This window comes from Phycicoccus sp. Soil803 (assembly GCF_001429685.1).
Taxonomy (GTDB): Bacteria; Actinomycetota; Actinomycetes; order Actinomycetales; family Dermatophilaceae; genus Pedococcus.
Genome location: NZ_LMST01000001.1, coordinates 1,652,661 through 1,670,421 on the forward strand (window position 1 = coordinate 1,652,661; position 17,761 = coordinate 1,670,421).

The 17,761-nt window shown below is 66.2% G+C and carries 16 protein-coding genes, 2 tRNA genes and 2 pseudogenes; 14 read left to right on the forward strand and 6 right to left on the reverse strand.

From position 1 onward, the window contains the following. Positions 1–69: 69 nt before the first annotated feature. Positions 70–601: pseudogene (locus ASG95_RS22350) on the reverse strand (TetR/AcrR family transcriptional regulator); the annotation flags it as partial. Between the two features lie 41 nt (positions 602–642). Between ASG95_RS22350 and ASG95_RS07565 the strand changes: the two are divergent. The 14 genes and pseudogenes from ASG95_RS07565 (at position 643) to ASG95_RS07630 (ending at position 15,272) form a co-directional block, all read left to right on the forward strand. Next, positions 643–1,875 (forward strand): saccharopine dehydrogenase family protein, encoded by a 1,233-nt coding sequence (locus ASG95_RS07565; RefSeq protein ID WP_082592420.1) that lies wholly within the window; start codon positions 643–645, stop codon positions 1,873–1,875. A gap of 37 nt (positions 1,876–1,912) precedes the next feature. Then, positions 1,913–2,908, forward strand: a complete 996-nt coding sequence (locus tag ASG95_RS07570) for a phosphotransferase (protein WP_057377087.1) — start codon at positions 1,913–1,915, stop codon at positions 2,906–2,908. After that, positions 2,902–4,452: a class I adenylate-forming enzyme family protein gene (locus tag ASG95_RS07575; RefSeq protein WP_057377088.1), complete on the forward strand. Its 1,551-nt coding sequence runs from the start codon at positions 2,902–2,904 to the stop codon at positions 4,450–4,452. The genes ASG95_RS07570 and ASG95_RS07575 overlap by 7 nt, the downstream gene beginning before the upstream one ends. Next, positions 4,449–5,627, forward strand: a complete 1,179-nt coding sequence (locus tag ASG95_RS07580; protein WP_057377089.1) for a saccharopine dehydrogenase NADP-binding domain-containing protein — start codon at positions 4,449–4,451, stop codon at positions 5,625–5,627. Before ASG95_RS07575 ends, ASG95_RS07580 begins: the two co-directional genes overlap by 4 nt. 1 nt (position 5,628) lies before the next feature. Then, positions 5,629–6,408 (forward strand): SDR family NAD(P)-dependent oxidoreductase, encoded by a 780-nt coding sequence (locus ASG95_RS07585; RefSeq protein ID WP_162259378.1) that lies wholly within the window; start codon positions 5,629–5,631, stop codon positions 6,406–6,408. 2 nt (positions 6,409–6,410) lie between these two features. Further along, positions 6,411–7,598: an FAD-binding oxidoreductase gene (locus tag ASG95_RS07590; RefSeq protein ID WP_057377091.1), complete on the forward strand. Its 1,188-nt coding sequence runs from the start codon at positions 6,411–6,413 to the stop codon at positions 7,596–7,598. Further along, a complete protein-coding gene (surE, locus tag ASG95_RS07595) occupies positions 7,595–8,425 on the forward strand; it encodes a 5'/3'-nucleotidase SurE (RefSeq protein WP_057377092.1) in 831 nt (276 codons plus the stop codon). The genes ASG95_RS07590 and surE overlap by 4 nt, the downstream gene beginning before the upstream one ends. Beyond that, positions 8,422–9,264, forward strand: coding sequence for an SDR family NAD(P)-dependent oxidoreductase (locus ASG95_RS07600; RefSeq protein ID WP_200961888.1), 843 nt, complete (start codon positions 8,422–8,424; stop codon positions 9,262–9,264). Before surE ends, ASG95_RS07600 begins: the two co-directional genes overlap by 4 nt. 29 nt (positions 9,265–9,293) lie before the next feature. Further along, the gene (locus ASG95_RS07605) at positions 9,294–10,328 is read left to right on the forward strand and encodes a 3-keto-5-aminohexanoate cleavage protein (protein WP_057377093.1); all 1,035 of its coding nucleotides are present in this window, start codon (positions 9,294–9,296) and stop codon (positions 10,326–10,328) included. Next, a complete protein-coding gene (locus ASG95_RS07610; protein WP_057377094.1) occupies positions 10,325–11,116 on the forward strand; it encodes an SDR family NAD(P)-dependent oxidoreductase in 792 nt (263 codons plus the stop codon). Before ASG95_RS07605 ends, ASG95_RS07610 begins: the two co-directional genes overlap by 4 nt. Before the next feature lie 75 nt (positions 11,117–11,191). Next, on the forward strand, positions 11,192–12,571 hold the full coding sequence (locus tag ASG95_RS07615; protein WP_057377095.1) for an NAD-dependent succinate-semialdehyde dehydrogenase: 1,380 nt from the start codon (positions 11,192–11,194) through the stop codon (positions 12,569–12,571). Between the two features lie 56 nt (positions 12,572–12,627). Continuing rightward, positions 12,628–13,047 (forward strand): annotated as a pseudogene (locus tag ASG95_RS07620) (CoA-transferase); the annotation flags it as partial. 500 nt (positions 13,048–13,547) lie between these two features. Then, positions 13,548–13,754 carry an AlpA family transcriptional regulator gene (locus ASG95_RS07625; protein ID WP_057378799.1) on the forward strand — a complete coding sequence of 69 codons (207 nt, stop codon included), beginning with the start codon at positions 13,548–13,550 and terminating at the stop codon, positions 13,752–13,754. A 111-nt stretch (positions 13,755–13,865) separates the two neighbouring features. Continuing rightward, positions 13,866–15,272 (forward strand): site-specific integrase, encoded by a 1,407-nt coding sequence (locus ASG95_RS07630; RefSeq protein ID WP_057377096.1) that lies wholly within the window; start codon positions 13,866–13,868, stop codon positions 15,270–15,272. Here ASG95_RS07630 and ASG95_RS07635 read toward each other — a convergent pair. The 5 genes from ASG95_RS07635 to orn form a co-directional block, all read right to left on the reverse strand. Then, positions 15,273–15,348, reverse strand: a tRNA-Lys gene (locus tag ASG95_RS07635). A gap of 104 nt (positions 15,349–15,452) precedes the next feature. Next, on the reverse strand, positions 15,453–16,067 hold the full coding sequence (locus tag ASG95_RS07640; protein ID WP_235544171.1) for a copper resistance CopC family protein: 615 nt from the start codon (positions 16,065–16,067) through the stop codon (positions 15,453–15,455). A gap of 66 nt (positions 16,068–16,133) precedes the next feature. After that, a complete protein-coding gene (locus ASG95_RS07645; RefSeq protein ID WP_057378800.1) occupies positions 16,134–16,784 on the reverse strand; it encodes a bifunctional 2-polyprenyl-6-hydroxyphenol methylase/3-demethylubiquinol 3-O-methyltransferase UbiG in 651 nt (216 codons plus the stop codon). Positions 16,785–16,878: 94 nt separating this feature from the next. After that, positions 16,879–16,954, reverse strand: a tRNA-His gene (locus ASG95_RS07650). Positions 16,955–17,096: 142 nt separating this feature from the next. After that, positions 17,097–17,726, reverse strand: coding sequence for an oligoribonuclease (orn, locus tag ASG95_RS07655; RefSeq protein ID WP_082592422.1), 630 nt, complete (start codon positions 17,724–17,726; stop codon positions 17,097–17,099). Between the last annotated feature and the right edge of the window lie 35 nt (positions 17,727–17,761).

Sequence of the window (17,761 nt, forward strand, 5' to 3'; positions counted from 1 at the left end):
ATGCTCGCCCTAGGTGCCGAGTAGTCGCCTCGCCAACACCCAGTAGGCGTCGGCGACCTCACTCGGCGNTAAATGGGCCGTCCGGCCGGTACCACACGTTTACCCGGTCGCAGAGCGTCGTGATGGCTAGGGCCGTGGTCCGCGCATCGGGATAGGCAGTGGACCCGATCACGGCCGCCGTCAGTGTCGTCGTCAGGTCGAGATGCACCCGCATGCGGCCTCGGATCTCGCGCGACATCCCCTGCGGAAGCGACTCCTGCATGGTGACCTCGTCGAGGATCAGGTCGTTGGCCCGTGCCACCTCGAGATTCGTCAGTTGGTAGACCACGTGGCGTCTCACCAGTCCCTCTAGGCGATCGAGGTCGCTCAAATCGGGGTCGTCGTGACCGAGCACGTCGTTCTGGAAAGCGTCCAGCGCCCAGGTCGATGCCGCGACCAGCAGCTCTTCCTTGGATGCATAGTGGTTGTAGATCGCCGGCGCCTTCAACCCCACATCGGCGGCGATCTGCTTGACCGTCGTGGCGGCGAACCCCCGCTCGCTGAACCGCCGCAAGGCGGCCTGCAGGAGGCGCTCACGAGTGTGCTCAACGGTCTGGGTCATGGCGCCTGCTCTTCCGCTGGGAGGGATGTGAACGTTTGTTCATGCGAGATCCTAGGCGACGAGGGGTTGACACTGTTGGAGTTCGGGCGCCAATATTAACGAACATTCATTCACAACTGGAGAAGACAGTGCCTCGAATTGCGGTTGTAGGAGTCGGCCAAATGGGCCGCAGCGCGCTGTCGATCCTCGCTGAGAGTGACTCCAGTGCGACCTTTGTTGCGTGTGACCGCCTCAAGGAGTCCGTCGACGCGGCGGTGGCGCTGGATCCCTCGCGCATTGTGGGCTGGGTGGGAGACGTGCTCGCGGACACGCTGCCCCTCGACGGCGTTGACGTGGTCCTGAACCTGGCTGGACCATTCTTTGTCGCTTCAGACGCAGTCGCCCGAGCAGCCATGACCCGCGGGATCTCCTATGTCGACGTGGGCGACGACATCGAGTGCACCGACGCCATTTTGGCCCTGCACGAGGAGGCAGAGCGCGCTGGCGTCACCCTTGTCACCGGCGCAGGCCTCTCACCCGGCGTGTCTAACTGGATGGCAGGCAAGCTTCTTGACGACCACCCGGAGGCAGACGGCGTCCAGGTGGCCTGGGTGGTCCACGAGACCGACCCCGGCGGCTTGGCGCCACTGCGCCACATGCTGCACATGGCGGTCTCGCCGTGCCCCGTCCTGCGCGATGGGCGATGGGAGAACTCGCCCGGATTCGTTTCCTCAACGGCGGGCCGGTACCGATTCCCGGAGCCCATGGGCGAGGTGGAGGCATATGACACCGCGCACCCTGAGCCGCGGACCCTGTCGCGCCACTACCCGCAACTGAAGTACGCCAACTGCAAGGGTGCCTTGTTGCCTCAGTGGGCGAACCAGGCCTTCTCCACGCTTGGCCAGATCGGCTTTGGCTACACCGACGTGAAGGTCGATGTGGGCGGCGTGCAGGTCGAGCCGGCCGAGTTTCTATGGAGGCTGATGTGGGAGCGGTACTCACGCCGGCCGGCCCGCGAGCGACACGCCGCCACCGCGGTTCTGGTCCAAGTCCTGCGGGGAGTTGAAGTCCTTGGGGCACTGGCCATCAGCGACGACGAGGTAATGGCGCGTGGCACCGGCCTAGGTGCCGCGTCGGCCGTTACTACTTTGCTCGAGACCGGCGCCCCTGCCGGAGCGTTCGGGCCCGAGGTCCTTCGTCACGACCGCGCCCTGGCCCTTTTCGAGGAGCTCGCCGTCCGTGAAGGCGGTTACCGACAGGGCGTCGTAGCCATGAAGCCAGCGACCGCGGCCTGAACAGCCGGACACGACACGCATCCAAGGGAGTGATCACATGACCGCGACGCAACGCAGCTACCGGGCCTTGCCCGGCGTGAGCGACGAGGTCTACCAGCACGCCGTTGGTTTTCTGGAGCGTCAGGCCGTCCACCACATGCAGGGCGAGGTCACTCTGGCAATGCTGCAGGGCGGGGCAAGCAACGTGAACCTCGTCGTGCAGTCCGGCAGCAATCGGTACGCCCTGAGGCTGTGCGACGCCGATGCCGCGCGCTGGGGCGTGGATCGAGCGGCAGCGATCACCGCACAGAAGGAAGCGGCAGAGCACGGGCTGGCGCCCCGCGTCCTGGCCTCCGAACTGCCTCGCGGTGACTACCTCTCGGAGTTCATCCTAGGGTTCCAGTTGACTCCCGAGCTGCTTCGCGAGGAGCGCTACCTCGCCATGGTTGCCGGAGCGTGGCGCCGCCTCAACATCAACAGCACGAAGTCCCGCATCTTTTCGCCCTTTGACGATGCGCGTACGTTCATCGACTGCGCGGACGCCGACAATGCACCGCGACCGGATCGCCTTGACGAGATGCTTGCGGCATTGCTGCGGATCGAAGCCCTCTTCGTCAACCGCGACCTGCCCAAGGGCTTTTGTCACAGCGACTCCGTGCCTCAGAACTACTTGGTCGACGGCGACGATATTCGACTCGTGGACTTCGACTACGCAGGCTACGGATGGACCGCCTTCGAGCTGGGGTCACTCTGCTGCCAGGCCGAGCTCGATGACTGGCAGACCCGAACACTTCTGAGGGCCTACGACCCTGACGCTGACGACGGCCAGCGAGCCCGCGTGGAGCTCATGCGATTCGTCGCCGGTATCCGCGAGGCCACCTGGGCCCTCATGGCGGAGCCGTATCTCGGCTACAAGACGACACCGCTGGACGGATGGACCTACGAGGCGCACGCAAAGCGCAACATCAGGCAGGCGGCTCAGGTCATCGACAGTGGCGCATTTGACGACTACCTGCGTCTCGCGCGCCGGCTCCGTCCGGACGCACGATGCTGATGGACGGGGGAGCACGTCCGCCCCTGGCCGACCAGCGGACGTTCTCGTCCATCCCCGAAGCTTTGGTGCACTGGGCAGACGTCCAGCCGAACGCCGTGGCTGTGGACGATGGCAGCGAGGCGATCAGCTACGCCGCCCTGAGAATCCGTGTCGAGGACGGCGTGGCGCAGCTTCGAGCCCTCCATGTGCACCCGGGCGAGCGGGTGGTCATCGTGGGCCACAACTCTGTGGCATGGGTCGTCGCCTACCTGTCGGTCCTGCACGCGGGCGCGGTAGTCGCGCCGGCCAACAATCGGCTAAGTCCGGCCCAATTCGGCGAACAGGTCGACCTCTTGGACGCCCGACTCGTTCTGCACGACGAAGACCATCGGCACCTTGCCCAAGAGGTGATGAATGACCACAGGTCAGTCCTCGAACTGACGGCACTGACGCGCGGGACGAACGGCGCTCACCTGACCTCTCCGCATGCGTCCGCCCCGGACGCAGCAGCCTTGATCAGCTTCACTTCTGGCACGACAGGGCAGCCGAAAGGTGCAGTCATCAGCTCGTCCGCCCTCTTTGCCGGCTCAGCTGTCTTTGCCGACTACTTGGCCAGCTCCCCGGCTGACAGCACGTTGGTGCTGGTTCCTCTGTTCCACAACACCGGGTTCGTCGACCAGCTCGGGCACATGCTCGTGTGCGGCGGGCGCACCAACCTGCTACGGAAGTTCCGAACCGCGGACGCCGCGGCGGCACTCGCCCGCCAACCTGTCACCTTCGTCACCGCTGTTCCGTCCATCCTCCGACTACTCATGGTCGCGGACGGCGCCAACGATGCACTTTCACGCGCCCGGGTGGTCCTTTTCGGCGGGAGTCCAATGCCGTCCGCATGGAGCAAGGAACTCATGGACCGGTGGCCGGGACTGCGATTGGTGCACGGCTATGGCCTCACGGAGTTCACGTCTGCATGCAGCTTCCTGCCGCACGAGCTCATGCTGTCCGACGGCGAATCGGTCGGCTTCCCGGCTCCGGGCGTGGACATGCGGCTTGCTGCGGACAGCGGCAGCCCAGCCCCGGTCGGGCAGGTCGGTGAGGTGTGGGTTTCCGGACCCACGCGAATGCTCGAGTACTGGCGGCGGCCGGACCTCACCGCGGCGAAGGTCCACGGCCCTTGGCTGCGAACCGGCGACCTGGGTTTTCAGGACGAGCGGGGGCTGCTGTGGCTGACAGGTCGAGTGGACGATGTCATCAACCGCGGTGGGGAGAAGGTCCTTCCAGCCTTCGTCGAGTCGTGCCTCGCAGACGTTTCAGCCATCTCGCAGGCCGCGGTATTCGGCATCGAGGATCCCATCCTCCAGAACCGCATTGCGGCCGCCGTCGAACTCCGTCCGTACACCACCTTCGATGAGCAGTTAACCGTTCATCAGATCGAGTCGAAGCTGCCCGATTACGCCATACCGGAGAAGTGGTTCGTCATGGAGTCTCTGCCCCGCACCGCCTCCGGCAAGGTCGACCGCAGGGCGGCACGCCAACTCATCCTTTCCACCCTCCAGGAGAACGAATGAACTCCCGTCAGTATCAGGTCATTGTCATCGGCGCTGGCGGCGCCCAGGCTCAGGCGATGCTCGCCGCCGCCGCTCGAGGAACAGACGTCTCCACATGGCTGGCCGTCGACCGCCTGTGGCGCACCGAAACCCACGCCGCCACTGAAGCTCTGGGAATCACCACCCGTGAGGTAGACCCGTTGAAGGACGCTTCAGCGCTGAAGGCTCTGCTGTCAGAGGGCGCCATCGTCGCCAACCTCGCCGGACCGTACTACCGCACCGGCGCCCAGGTCCTCGATGCGGCGATCGAAACCCACACGGCCTACCTGGACATCTGCGACGACGCCGACGTTACCCTCCCCATGCTGGAGCGGGCCGAGGCAGCCCGAGCCGCCGGCGTGACCGCCGTCATCGGCATGGGCTCATCGCCCGGAACAACGAACATCCTGATCCGCGCTGCAGTCGACTATCTCGGCCCGGTCGAGGACGTCGAGATCTCCTGGACCGTTGACGTCGCCGACATCACCGACGCGGCGATCCGCCACTTCTGGCACTGCTTCAACCTGGTGGAGGCGGACGGAACGACCCACCCGGTGCCGGCATGGGACGAGCTAGACACGAAGATGGTCGTGTTCCCGGGCACTGTCGGGGAGCAGACCGTCGCACGGTTGGCGCATCCAGAGCCTCTGACGGCTCCGTTGTTCCTTCCCGTGCAGCGCGCCATCAACCACGGTGCAATTACTCCCCTCGACGCCATGCGGACCGCGTGGGCGCTTGCCTATGCCGTGGACCCCAAGCGCGCCGACATCTCCTCAAGCACCCTGGACGCCGCCGTCGCTGTCTTCTCCAGCTATCGCGACACCCGTCCTGACAACCCCCGAGTCGGCAGCGGCCTGCAGATCGACGTCCACTCCGGCGGAAATGGCCTGCGGTTTTCCTCCGGCGCCGTCACCCCGATGGAGGAGGCCACGGGCGTTCCAGCAGCGGCTGGCCTCGTGATGCTGATCGACGGCGAGGTCACCGAGACAGGAGTGCTTGCCCCCGAAACATTGTCGCCGTCGGCCTTCTTTACGGCGTTGCGCCGAGTCAGCCGCGGCGGGGGTGGCCTTGAGCTGCATGAGCTCGTCAACGGCCAGGTCGGGAAGCGCGTCCGCATCCGTGACCTCATCGCCGCTCCCGCGAGTCGGGCTGGCTGACATGGGGAAACTCACCGGACTGACGGCTCTTGTAACGGGCGGCAACCGCGGCCTCGGCTTCGCCATGGCTCTGCGGCTTCTGCAGGACGGTGCCGACGTAGTCATCGTGGGTCGTAATGCCGACTCCGTCGACATGGCCGCCGAGAACCTCCGTGTGCATGGTCGGGCGCGCGGCGTCGTGGCTGACGTCTCCACAGAGGATGGCTTGCGCGAGCTCTTCGCCAAGGTCGACGAGTTCAGCCCACGCCTGGACATCCTGGTCAACAACGCTGGTGTCGCGGACGAGGCAGCATTCGCCGACGTGACCCGCGCGGGTTGGGACCGAGTCATCGGCATCAACTTGTCCGCGCCGTTCTTCGTCGCGCAGCAGGCCGCAACACGCATGACAGCTGGCGGCGCAATTGTGAACATCACCTCCATCGACGCCTACGGAGCTGACGGACCGTTCTCCAGTTACGTCGCGGCCAAGGCCGGTCTGGTCGGATTGACCAAGGCAGCAGCCGTCGAGCTGGCGCCGCAGGGGATCCGGGTCAATGCGGTCAGTCCCGGTTGGACGCTCACCGACATGGCTGCCGAAGCCACCAGCGTTGCAATGCTGGCCCACATGCGCAGCGACTTCGGCCGGGTACCGCTGCGTCGCCTGCTTACACCGGACGAAATCGCGTCGGCTGTGGCCTACCTCGTCTCGCCCGAGGCTTCCGGCATCACGGGGGTGGACCTCATCGTCGACGGCGGAACCCTCGCAAACCTATACATCCTTGAAACCCTCCCGCAGGAGTGATCGTGGCTATCCGAATCGCCATCATCGGGGCCGGCGTAGCAGGCTGCGGAGCTGCCCGGCGCGCCGCCGAGCTCGGCGCTGACGTCACGCTGATCGAACAGAACCACCCGGGCACCGGTTCATCGGGCCGCAGTGCCGGGGTCTACAACATCCAGACACTCGACCCGCTCGACGTGGAGATCCGAATCCATGCCCGGGAGCTCTTCTTCCGGCTCGAGAGGGACAGGGGGCTCCATCTGTCCCGCATCGGCAATGTCCGCGTCGCCACCGATGAAAGCCAGCTTCCCCGTCTCCAGGCCGTAATCGACCTGCAGCACCAGCTCGGAGCCGACGACTCAATCTTGCTCGATCGGGATGGCCTGCATCGCCTGGTCCCGGACCTCAATGTGACCGACCTCGTTGGGGGCCTCCTAGGGCCGAATGATGGGCATCTCGACGGTCAACAGTTGTGCGACGTGCTGCTCGCCGAGGCCACAGAGTCCGGCGCCACCCTGCGAAGCCGGACCAAGGTCACCGGTCACCACGTCACGCCTGACGGGCACCACGCCCTCCAACTGGACGGCGAAGTGGACACCTTCGACCTCGTCATCAACGCCGCAGGCGGATGGGCAGGCAAAGTGGGAGTCCTCCTCGGGCATCCGGTCCCGTTGCTGCCACAGGTCCATGAGGTCGTCCAGGTCAAGCTCCCTCATCAACTCGACTACGTGGTTCCCATGGTGAACCTCTATATGCCCGGCCAGGCTGGCGAGGCGCTCTACTTCCGCCAGGACGGTCCCGACTCGCTGATCGCAGGCATGCACACCTATACGGTGCTCGACCACATCGCCGTCGCCGATCCGGACGACTACCGGACGAAGGTTTCCGAGGAGTACCTCTACGAGGTCGCGGAGCACCTGACGGAGCGCTTCCGGGTCGACGGCCTCGGATTCAAGCCGGGATGGACCGGCATCTATCCGCTGAGCCCTGACAGCCGGTTCATCCTCGGTCCGGAGAGCGACCCAACCGTCGTCACCTGTGCAGGGCTCGGCGGAGTCGGCGTCACCATGGGCGCGATCGCCGGAGCGACTGCCGCGGAGTGGGCACTGAACGGCACGCCGACCACGGTTCCGTCAACCATCGCACTCCGGCCCGACCGAGAGTCTCTCGACGCCTTCCGTAACCAGCCAAACCACAGTGAGGTGCGAACATGACCGTTCTGCTGACCAACGATGACGGTTACCAGAGCGACGGCCTCGCCGCCGCGCGGGACGCGCTCCTCGCCGTCGGCCTGCGTGTGGTCACTGTGGCACCGGACGGACCCCGGAGCGGGGGATCTCGCGCCGCCACGTTCCGTCGACCCGTTCGGTTCGACCAGGTCAACGACGACGCCGGCAACCCGATCTATGCCTGCGATGGCACACCCGTCGACTGCATTCGTGTGGCCTTGATGAGCGACCTCGTGCCGGATGTCAAGGTCGTCGTCTCGGGCATCAACGAAGGCGCCAACCTCGGTGACGACACTACGTACTCAAGCACCGTTGGGGCAGCCGTCGAGGGTGCGCTGCTGGGAATTGGCAGCATTGCCGTCTCTCAGCAGTCCCGCGACCGACGCTTCCGGTTGGTGGATCGTGACGGGTACGACTGGGACGCCGCCGGTGTCATCACGGCCGAACTTGCCCTCGCTGCCTGCGCAGATCCCCTCCCTGCCAGGACGGTCGTCAACGTGAATGTTCCCGGTGCGGTACCCAGCAGCGCCACCCGGGTTGTGCGATTGGGACGACGCGCCTATCGCCGCGGAGGCCTCGAGCAGGGTCACAACGAACACGGACATGGGTTCTTCACATTCCATGTCAACGACGAGTCCGACCCGCCGATCCACGACGAGCCGGGTACAGACTTCGACGCACTGGCTCATGGAGCAGTTGCCCTCACGCCACTGTCCCTGGCCTGGGGAGACACGCTTCCGTTCAAGCAGACTCGCGCTTGGGCGGAGGCGCAGGCGCTGCGCATCGACCAACGAGTGGGGCTGATCACGTGACGCCCCAACAGACCGACCGGCAAATCCCCGTCGCGGTGGTCACGGGTGCCGCCGGCGCGCTGGGTCGCCGCATTGTCCAGTCCCTGGCGACGGACGGCAACCAGGTCGTGGCTCTCGATCGAGACACGCGAGCCCTGGAAGAAGCCGACGCGGGCTGGCAGAAGCTAGGCCTTAGCCAAATCCTAATCATGACCGTGGACCAGACCGACCGGAGCGCAGTCGAAAGCGCCATCGCGGAGATCCGCGCGGACCTCGGGCGAATCGACGGCCTCGTCGCCAACGCCGGCTACGCCAAGTTCGGCCCAGTCCTCGACATGCCAGTCTCGACGTGGCACAGGCACGTGGACGTCAACCTCAACGGCACCTTCCACATGCTTCAGGTGTCAGCTCAGGCGATGGCCAGTGCTCGGCGGGGTGGCTGGATCACGCTCATATCCTCAAACCTCGCTGCGAGTCACGGCGACCAGGTTGGCGCCTACTGCGTCACCAAAGCAGCGCTGAACCACCTGGCCAAGTCGGCGGCGGCCGAGCTCGGTGTGCACCGTATCCGCGTCAACGTGGTGATGCCAGGGGTCGTCGAGACGGCCATGACCAGCGGCATGCTGGCAGAGCCAGGAGTCCGGGAAGGCCTGCTTTCTCTGACTCCCCTTGGGCGACTCGGGAACGCCACTGAGGTCGCGGACGCCGTCGCGTTCCTCGCTTCCTCCAGGGCCGCGTGGATCACGGGCGCGGAGCTCTTAGTCGACGGCGGCCAATCCATCTATGGCCAGCCCGCGTGGGTCAGACAGGACCGTTCTGTCGCGCACGAGCCCAACTGGGTGAACGGCTACTCCTCATGAACCAGAACGTCTACGAAAGGACTATCACCATGACCAACATCGACTGGGAGCGCGTCAGCAAGGGCGTCGCCCGCGAAAACGAGAAGATGATCTGGCGCCCGTACGGCTTGCCAACCGTCCTTGATCTCGAGCACTCGGCCTACCACGACGTACCCATCTCGACACCGTGGGACATCCCCGAGAAGCTCGCGGTCTCAGTCGCGATCACCGGCGCCTTCTTCCAGCACAGCCAGAACCCGAATCAGCCGATCGCACCCGATGACATCCTGAACTCAGCCCGCGAGGTGGCCCGCGCTGGCGCAAGCACGGTCCACATCCACGTCCGCGACGACCAGGGCTACAACGTCCTCTCACCGGAGAGGTTCCATCACGTCATCGACCCGCTGCACAGCGAGTTCCCCTCACTGGTGGTTGATGGTTGCCTGGTCCCCGCGCTCGACGGGGAGTGGGACCTGATGAAGCAGGTCCTGAGCAGTGGCCTGCTGGACGCCGCGCCTATCAACACCACGGCCACGTACATCGGCGACTCGCTCTTCGTGAAGCCGGCGCCGGTCATGATCGAAAAGGTTCGCCTCATCAACGAGGCCGGTGCAGTTCCTGAGATCGCGGTCTACACCGACGCGGACGTCTCCAACGCTGATCGCTTCCTCATCAAGCCGGGCCTGATCCAAACCCCGGCCGTGTGGCTCGTCCTCCCCGCGCTCCCGGGCTGCAGCCCCATGGAGAACCCTCGCCAGATGATCGAGGGCCTCACGCGCACCGTCTCGGCGATCAAGGACATCGACCCGGACGCCTTCATCATGGTCTGCGCCGCCGGCCGCGCGTCGACCCACGTCGCAACCTTGGCCGCCCTCATGGGTCTGCACATCCGCGTCGGCATGGAGGACACGTACTGGCTCTACCCCCACCGCCAGGACAAGATTCAGAGCAACCTGCAGGCCCTCCACATGGGTCAGCTGATCGCCGAAGTCACGGGACGACCGGTGGCTACGCCGGGGGAGTATCGGGCCATGCTCGGGGCGCCGGAGCGTACTCAGACCGGCGAACCCGTCCGCGCCGGATGACCGGTCCGACGCCCGGTGCCGTCCTTGTCACAGGAGCGGCATCGGGCATCGGGCGGGCAACCGCGGTTCTCGCTGCCCAGCGCGGCTACGAGGTGCTCGCGTTGGACCGCGATGAGACCGGTCTGCATTCGCTGATCGAGGACGTGCACAAGCTACCTGGGTCACCCCAGGTGATGACAGCCCAAGCTGACGTCACCAATGCCGCTTCGCTCGCGGCTGCCATCTCAGAGACGCGTATGGACCGGGGGCCCCTGACGGCTGCAGTTACCTGTGCCGGTATCGAAGTCGTCGACGACATCTTGTCGTTGAGCCAGGCGGACTGGCAACGATGCCTCGACGTCAACCTGACCGGCACGTTCAACACCGTCCGCGCGGTGCTTCCCGAACTGCTCGAGACTCGCGGTGCCATCGTGATGGTCGCCTCTGATGCCGGTATCACCGGAGCCCAGGGCTACGCCGCATATTGCGCTTCCAAGCACGGCGTCGTGGGGCTAATGAAAGCCATAGCCCTAGATCTGGGGCCTCGCGGCATACGGGTGAATGCAGTGGCGCCCGGCTTCGTCGAGACGCCCATGGCTGAGCGGATCTTCGAGGGCGACTCTGACAGTTGGGAGTACTACCAAGGCACCGTGCCGCTGGGCCGCTTCGCGCAACCCGCCGAGGTGGCCAAGGCCGTTCTTCATCTGGCGGGGGAGGAGTCGAGCTACGTCACTGGGGCGGTGCACAGTGTGGACGGCGGCTCCACCGCTGGATACTTCACCCCGGCGGTCATTCGTCACGACCAGTGAGTCCGGTCCCTACCGACGCCCCAACAGCGTCAACGCATTTCGGTCCAACGCTATACCCGAAAGGTTCTGAACCGCATGAGCACATTCCGCGTCACCAACCCTGTAACGGGCGAGACGGAAACAGAGTTCGCGACGCTGACCGAAGCTGAGCTGGACGACGCCCTGAACCGTTCAGCGAACGCGTACGAAGAATGGCGGAAGACGCCCCTGAAGGAGCGGACGCAGGTCCTGCGCAACTTTGCCGATCTCATAGAAGAGCGGCGCGACGATTTGGCCACGGTCATCTCGCGGGAGATGGGCAAACGGGTCGTGGACGCCAAGGGTGAACTGCAGTACGGGATCGACATCCCCATCTACTACGCCGATCACGCCGAGGAGTTTCTCGGCGACGAGGTCCGGAAGAGCACCTCCGGTGGCCGCGCCATCGTCAGGAAGACCCCGGTCGGCATGCTGCTTGGCGTCATGCCGTGGAACTATCCCTACTACCAAGTCGTGAGGTTTGCGGCTCCCAATTTGGCCGCGGGTAACGTCATCCTGGTCAAGCACGCGTCGCAGTGTCCGGAATCGGCCCTGCTCATTGAGCAGTTGTTCCGTGAGGCTGGACTTCCGGAGGGCGCCTACATCAACCTCTTCGCGACCCACGAACAGCTCGAGCGAGTGATCGCCGACCCGCGTCTGCGCGGCGTCTCGATCACCGGCAGTGAGAGGGCAGGAGCTGCGGTGGCCAGCCTCGCTGGCAAGCACCTCAAGAAAGTCGTGCTCGAGTTGGGCGGGTCCGACCCTTACCTCGTCCTGGAGACTGACGACCTGAGCGACGTCGCCTTCCAGTGCACGAAGGCGCGACTGAGCAACGCTGGACAGTCATGCAACGGGGGCAAGCGCTTCATCGTCGCCGATCATCTGTACGACGACTTCGTCGCCGAGTTCACGCGCACGATGGCTGCGATGCAGCCAGGAGACCCGACCTCCAACGATGCTGGCTACGGCCCTCTCGTGTCGAAGCAAGCCGTCGACGAACTCAGCGCTCAGGTTCAGGACGCGCTGGACAAGGGAGCTGTGGCCCAGACGGGCGGCCAGCCTCTCGACGGACCGGGCGCGTACTTCCCTCCCACTGTGCTCACCGGTGTTGAGCCCGGCATGCGCGCCTACCACGAGGAACTGTTCGGACCTGTTGCAGTCGTGCACAGGGTGGCTGATATCGACGCAGCCGTGGACATGGCCAACGACTCGCCGTACGGGTTGGGCGCGGCCGTTTTCCACAACAACCCGGACGTAGCCGTTGACGTCGCAAACCGGCTTGAAGCGGGAATGGTCTGGATCAACGAACGTGAAGGCGGAGGGGCGTCGCTGCCGTTTGGGGGCACCAAGCGATCCGGGTTCGGCCGTGAGCTGGGCCCGGAAGGCTTCGCCGAGTTCCTGAACCGGAAACTGATCCATTTCCCCGTTCAGCAGTAGCGGTTCGGCCGATGACCCCCCGGTCACCTTGAGGGGAGCACGCACGAAGGAGAGTTGTGGAGCTGCGCCGCGGATCCTCCTTCTTCGACTCTGCCACGAGCTTCGGGATGATCCGCGGGGGCAAGGTCGACGCCGCGATCCTCGGCGCCATGTAGGTCTCGGCCATGGGCGACATCGCCAACTGGATGATCCCGGGCAAGATGGTCAAGGGCATGGGCGGCGCGATGGACCTGGTCCACGGTGCCAAGAAGGTCATCGTGCTGATGGAGCACAACGCCAAGGACGGTTCCTACAAGATCGTCGACGAGTGCTCGCTGCCCTACACCGGCCGTGGCGTCGTCCAGCGCATCATCACCGACCTAAGCGTCTTCGACGTCACCCCCGACGGACTGGTCCTGCGCGAGCTGGCCGAGGGCATCACCGAGGACGTGGTCCGCGAGAAGACCGAGCCGGACTACACCATCGACCTGGGCTGAGGCCGGCTGGCTATCTAAGCACGGCCGAAGGACAACGATTGCCCACGACGTACGTCGATAGTCTGTGGGGATATCGCGGCGTGGGTTACCGACGGACGGCAAAGCCGATGATGAGCGGGCGGCACACCGAGCACTGTTTATCGGTGCAGAACCAGCTTGGCCGTCGCGCTCCACATGTGCCCCGATTGTGCTGCGGGGTCCGTGCGCTGCACTCTTGCATCCATGTGGCGCGCCCCGAGCACGTCGTCATTCCGCGCGCTGGTTTCTTGAACCCTTCGCAAGGAGAGGCCTATCAGCCCTTTGCCGTGCCGGATCGCGCTCAACCACCGTCGGTCTTGTGCCTCGGTTGTGCTCCGACGGTTACGACTGAGGGAGGCTCTGCACGGTCCGGAATATGCGCGTGGTGCGGGCCGGAGTCCCCATAGTGCCCCTTCGTTCCCGTTGTCATATCAGAGGTCGCGCTGGTCCACGAGCGCGACGCGATGGGAATGGAGAGGTCCATGGATCTCAAGACAAAGACGGCGAAGCCGCGCCCCCTGTGGGGCACTGAAGAGGTGGCGGATTACCTGGGTGTGCCCGTCAAGACGCTCTACAAGTGGCGGTTGGAGAAGCACGGCCCTCCATGGCTGCGCGTGGGCAAGCACCTGCGCTACGTTCAGGACGACGTCGTCGCGTGGGTCGAGAGCCGCAAGCAGCTCGCGTCGTGAGGCGCCAGCATGGCTAGGGCGCCGCTGGAGCTCGGGACCTGGGGTCGGGTATGGGTTAGTCCCGTGGGGCCCGCCCGAAAGGGTAAGGCGACGTCCTACCGAGCCCGGGCGATGTACCGGGACTTCGATGGTGTCACCCGTGAGGTCGTAGCCAAGGCCCGCACTCGATCTGCGGCAGAAGCCAGCCTGCTGACGAAGCTGCGCCAGCGGGCCGCGGCACGCCATGGCGGATCGCTCAAGTCGACAGACCGATTCTCGGTCGCCGCCGAGCTCTGGTTCGACCAGATCAGCGAGATGGTTGAGGACGGCCGGCGGTCGCCCGGTACTCGGGAGACCTACCGTCGCAAGCTGGACGGCCACGTGCTGCCGGCCCTGGCAGATGTCCGCCTGGCAGAGATCTCTACCCCGCTGGTGGACAGCGTCATCCAGTCCGTCAAGAAGCGGGTAGGCCCACCCACCGCTAAGTTGACGCGGACGGTGATCTCGGGCGTCCTGAGCCTTGCGGTCCGGAATGGGGCGATCTCGGCCAATCCGGTCCGTGATGTCGGAAGCATCCCTGCCCGGCCAAAGCGCCGACCTCGTGCCTTGGATGAGGAGGAACGGACGGCCTGGTTCGCCATGCTGGCCGCCGACCCGCGTGCAGTGGCCGCCGATCTGCCTGACCTGACCGCCTTCCTGTTGGCCACCGGGGTAAGAATCGGTGAGGCGCTCGGACTCCTGTGGGCGGAGGTCGACCTCGGGGTCGGCGAAGTGGAGATCACCCACCAGGTGACGCGGATCAAGGGCGAAGGGCTGGTCCGGATCGGCACGAAGTCAGTCGCCGGCGAGCGCGTGCTTAAGCTGCCATCCAGCTGCCTGGCCATGCTCGAGCGCAGGTGGGCCGAGGGAGTCCGGCCCGACGAGCCGGTGTTCTGCGACGCGCTGGGCAACTTCCGCGACCCCAACAATGTCCGGCGCGATCTTCGGCAGGCTCGTTCGCCGTTCGGGAGCCGAGCACGGGGACAGCTAGGCGTCGCCCTCGCGCAGGCTCGGAGGTCGACAAGGCGGTCGAGGTCGGACGTGGCGGAAGCACTTGCCTGGCCGAAGACCCGCATCGAGCTCATCGAATCCGGTCGCGTCCGGCTCGACGATGACCAAGTCCTCACCCTGATCGACCTCTACGACCTGCGGGGGAGCAGTCGGGCCGAGATCGTCACGCTGGCCCAGGAAGCGGCTGAGCCCTCGGAGGCCGACGCCCTGGCATGGATCACGTCGCACAGCTTCAGGAAGACGACCGCGACCATCCTGGACGACGCGGGCCAGTCTGCGCGGCAGATCGCCGACCAGCTCGGACACGCCCGGCCCTCGCTGACCCAAGACGTGTACATGGGTCGCCGATCGAAGAACCCAGCGGCCGCGGCCGCGCTCGACGCGGCCATCGAGAATGACGTCCGAGACTCAAAGTCGGACCTTTTTCCGGATCAAAGTCGAGATCTGCGGGTGGCCCCAGAGACGGACACGTCGCCTGACCTGCAGTAATGGTGCGCCATCAGGGACTCGAACCCCGAACCCGCTGATTAAGAGTCAGCTGCTCTGCCAATTGAGCTAATGGCGCGCGAGGAGAGACCTTAGCAGGACGATGCGGGCGGCGTGAAATCGGCTGACGCGACGGCTCATTCGCCGGTTCGGCGAGGGGTCCTGCGCCGGTTCGGCGAGGGGTCAGTCGCCGGATCGGCGCCGGGACGCGGCCACGAGGGCAGTACCTCCCGCGAGCGCGAGAGCAGCCACGCCGACGGCCAGCCCGAGCCGCAGGGCCCGTCCGTCTCCCTCGTCGTCGGCAGGCAGGGTCGAAGGCGTGCTGGTGGTCGGTTCGCTGGTGGGCGGTGCGCTCGTGGTCGAGGTCGACGAGGGAGCCGGCAGCGGGGTGGCGGTGGCGACCGCAGCCACCGAGAACGTGGTCCGGTCGGAGACCGGGTGACCGTCCTCGCTGACCACGTGGAAGGACACCGTGTAGCGCCCGTTGGGCAGGTCGTCGGCCAGCGCCTGGGTGACCGTCGACCCGTCGACGACGGCCTTGCCCTCCGAGACCGAACCGTCGGGACCGGCCACGCTGACGGTGGCGAAGCTCGTGCCGATCGGCTCGTTGAAGGTCAGGACGACCTTCGTGGGGACGGCAGTCAGCGTCGCGCCATCCTTCGGGGTGATCGACCTCAGCACGGCGTGGGCGTCAGCGCTGGTCGCCATCACGAGCGAGCTGAGCACCCCCAGCAGCAGGCCGATGATCGCGACCCACACCCCGATCCGGATGACCTTGGTCTTGCCCTCGGAGTCCATGAACACCCGACCATCCTGCCTGACCGGTCGCCTCGCGATCCTGGCGCCCCAGGCGCACACTGCGTCTCAGGCCGCCCGACGCTCCAAGCCCTCCACGTGCCAGACCGGCCCGCGGTGGGTGTGCACGGCGGTCAGCCCGCGGTCCCGCAAGACGGCCAACATCGCCTCGGGCGGGTGGGCGAACGACTGGTAGGAGTGGCCGGTCAGCCGCAGCACGGCGTTCTGGGCGGCGCTGTACGCACGGACCGCCAGGCTGCGCGGCGGGTGGCTGAAGACCAGGAGCCGTCCGGCATGATCGGCTGCTGCTCCCAGCAGGCGTTCGTAGTCGGGGTAGCAGCAGACGACCCGGTGGAGCACCACGACGTCGGCCTTCGCGACCTGGTCCGGGGCCTCGACGATGTCGTGCAGCCGCCGCTCGACCCGGTCCGCCAGACCGGCCTCGCGGGCCAGCTCGCCGGCCGGACCGTCGTAGGACGCGACCAGCTCCAGGTTGGTCGTGCGGGCGGCGCCTAGCTTCAGCAGCTCGAGCTGGATCTCGCCGACGCCACCACCGATCTCGAGCACGGTCGCCCCGGCCACGCCGCGACCGGCGAGGAACTCGACCATGTCGCGCTCCGCCCGGCCCAGCCCGCGCCTGCGGTAGCGCCGCGCCTGCCGGCGCGCGAACCGCGGGCTGAACACCTCGTCGTACCCATGCGGGTCGCAGCAGCCGGACATGCCGCCAGTCTCCCGGGCGGTGAGCACGAGCACCAGAGCCGGGAGACCGGGGACGACGAAGGCCCCTGACCGTCTCGGTCAGGGGCCTTCGGTGTGGGGTGAGCGACGGGGCTTGAACCCGCGACCCCCGCGACCACAACGCGGTGCTCTACCAGCTGAGCTACGCCCACCATGCGTCACGACCGGACAGTGCCGGTCGCGGAAGCGACGCCAATAGTACCTGTTCCGGACCGGTGCTCGTGACCACCCCGGGAAGGTGACGCAGACGCGGCCGGCGAGGCCGCGGCATGCGGGCTGGTCGTGGTGGTGTGGTCAGCCGTGGTCGACGATGTGCCGCGCGGCGATGCCCTTGGCCGTCTCGCTGTCCGGCCCGGGGGGAGCAACGAAGACGGCCTCACGGTAGTAGCGCAGCTCGGCGATCGACTCGCGGATGTCGGCGAGCGCGCGGTGGCCACCCGCCTTCTTGGGGGAGCCGAAGTAGGCGCGCGGGTACCAGCGGCGGGACAGCTCCTTGATCGAGGAGACGTCGATGATGCGGTAGTGCAGGTGCGCCTCGAGCTCGGCCATGTCGCGGGCCAGGAAGTTGCGGTCGGTGCCGACGGTGTTGCCGCCCAGGGGGGCCTTGCGCGGCTCAGGCACCCACTCGCGGATGTAGGCGAGCACCTGCTCCTGCGCGTCCTCCATCGTCGTGCCGCTTGGCAGCTCCTCGAGCAGCCCGGAGGTGGTGTGCATGGTGCGGACGAAGTCGTCCATCTGCTCCAGTGCCGCGTCCGGAGGACGGATCACGACATCGACGCCGTCGCCGAGCTGGTTGAGCTCGAAGTCCGTCACGAGGGCCGCGACCTCGATGAGGGCGTCGGCCTCGAGGGAGAGCCCCGTCATCTCGCAGTCGATCCAGACGATGCGGTCGTTGACGGAGCGGTCGGTGGGGGTGGCAGTCACCGGGCCACCCTATTGCCACGGTGTGACACGGGCGG

Bases quoted from the DNA above. Each gene is read 5' to 3' on its own strand.
- ASG95_RS07630 (WP_057377096.1), top strand. From the start codon at position 13,866: ATGTACCGGGACTTCGATGGTGTCACCCGTGAGGTCGTAGCCAAGGCC.
- ASG95_RS07645 (WP_057378800.1), bottom strand. From the start codon at position 16,784: ATGTCCGGCTGCTGCGACCCGCATGGGTACGACGAGGTGTTCAGCCCG.
- ASG95_RS07585 (WP_162259378.1), top strand. From the start codon at position 5,629: ATGGGGAAACTCACCGGACTGACGGCTCTTGTAACGGGCGGCAACCGC.
- ASG95_RS07580 (WP_057377089.1), top strand. From the start codon at position 4,449: ATGAACTCCCGTCAGTATCAGGTCATTGTCATCGGCGCTGGCGGCGCC.
- surE (WP_057377092.1), top strand. From the start codon at position 7,595: ATGACCGTTCTGCTGACCAACGATGACGGTTACCAGAGCGACGGCCTC.
- ASG95_RS07575 (WP_057377088.1), top strand. From the start codon at position 2,902: ATGCTGATGGACGGGGGAGCACGTCCGCCCCTGGCCGACCAGCGGACG.
- ASG95_RS07625 (WP_057378799.1), top strand. From the start codon at position 13,548: ATGGATCTCAAGACAAAGACGGCGAAGCCGCGCCCCCTGTGGGGCACT.
- ASG95_RS07565 (WP_082592420.1), top strand. From the start codon at position 643: ATGCGAGATCCTAGGCGACGAGGGGTTGACACTGTTGGAGTTCGGGCG.
- ASG95_RS07605 (WP_057377093.1), top strand. From the start codon at position 9,294: ATGACCAACATCGACTGGGAGCGCGTCAGCAAGGGCGTCGCCCGCGAA.
- ASG95_RS07570 (WP_057377087.1), top strand. From the start codon at position 1,913: ATGACCGCGACGCAACGCAGCTACCGGGCCTTGCCCGGCGTGAGCGAC.
- ASG95_RS07615 (WP_057377095.1), top strand. From the start codon at position 11,192: ATGAGCACATTCCGCGTCACCAACCCTGTAACGGGCGAGACGGAAACA.
- ASG95_RS07640 (WP_235544171.1), bottom strand. From the start codon at position 16,067: ATGGACTCCGAGGGCAAGACCAAGGTCATCCGGATCGGGGTGTGGGTC.
- ASG95_RS07610 (WP_057377094.1), top strand. From the start codon at position 10,325: ATGACCGGTCCGACGCCCGGTGCCGTCCTTGTCACAGGAGCGGCATCG.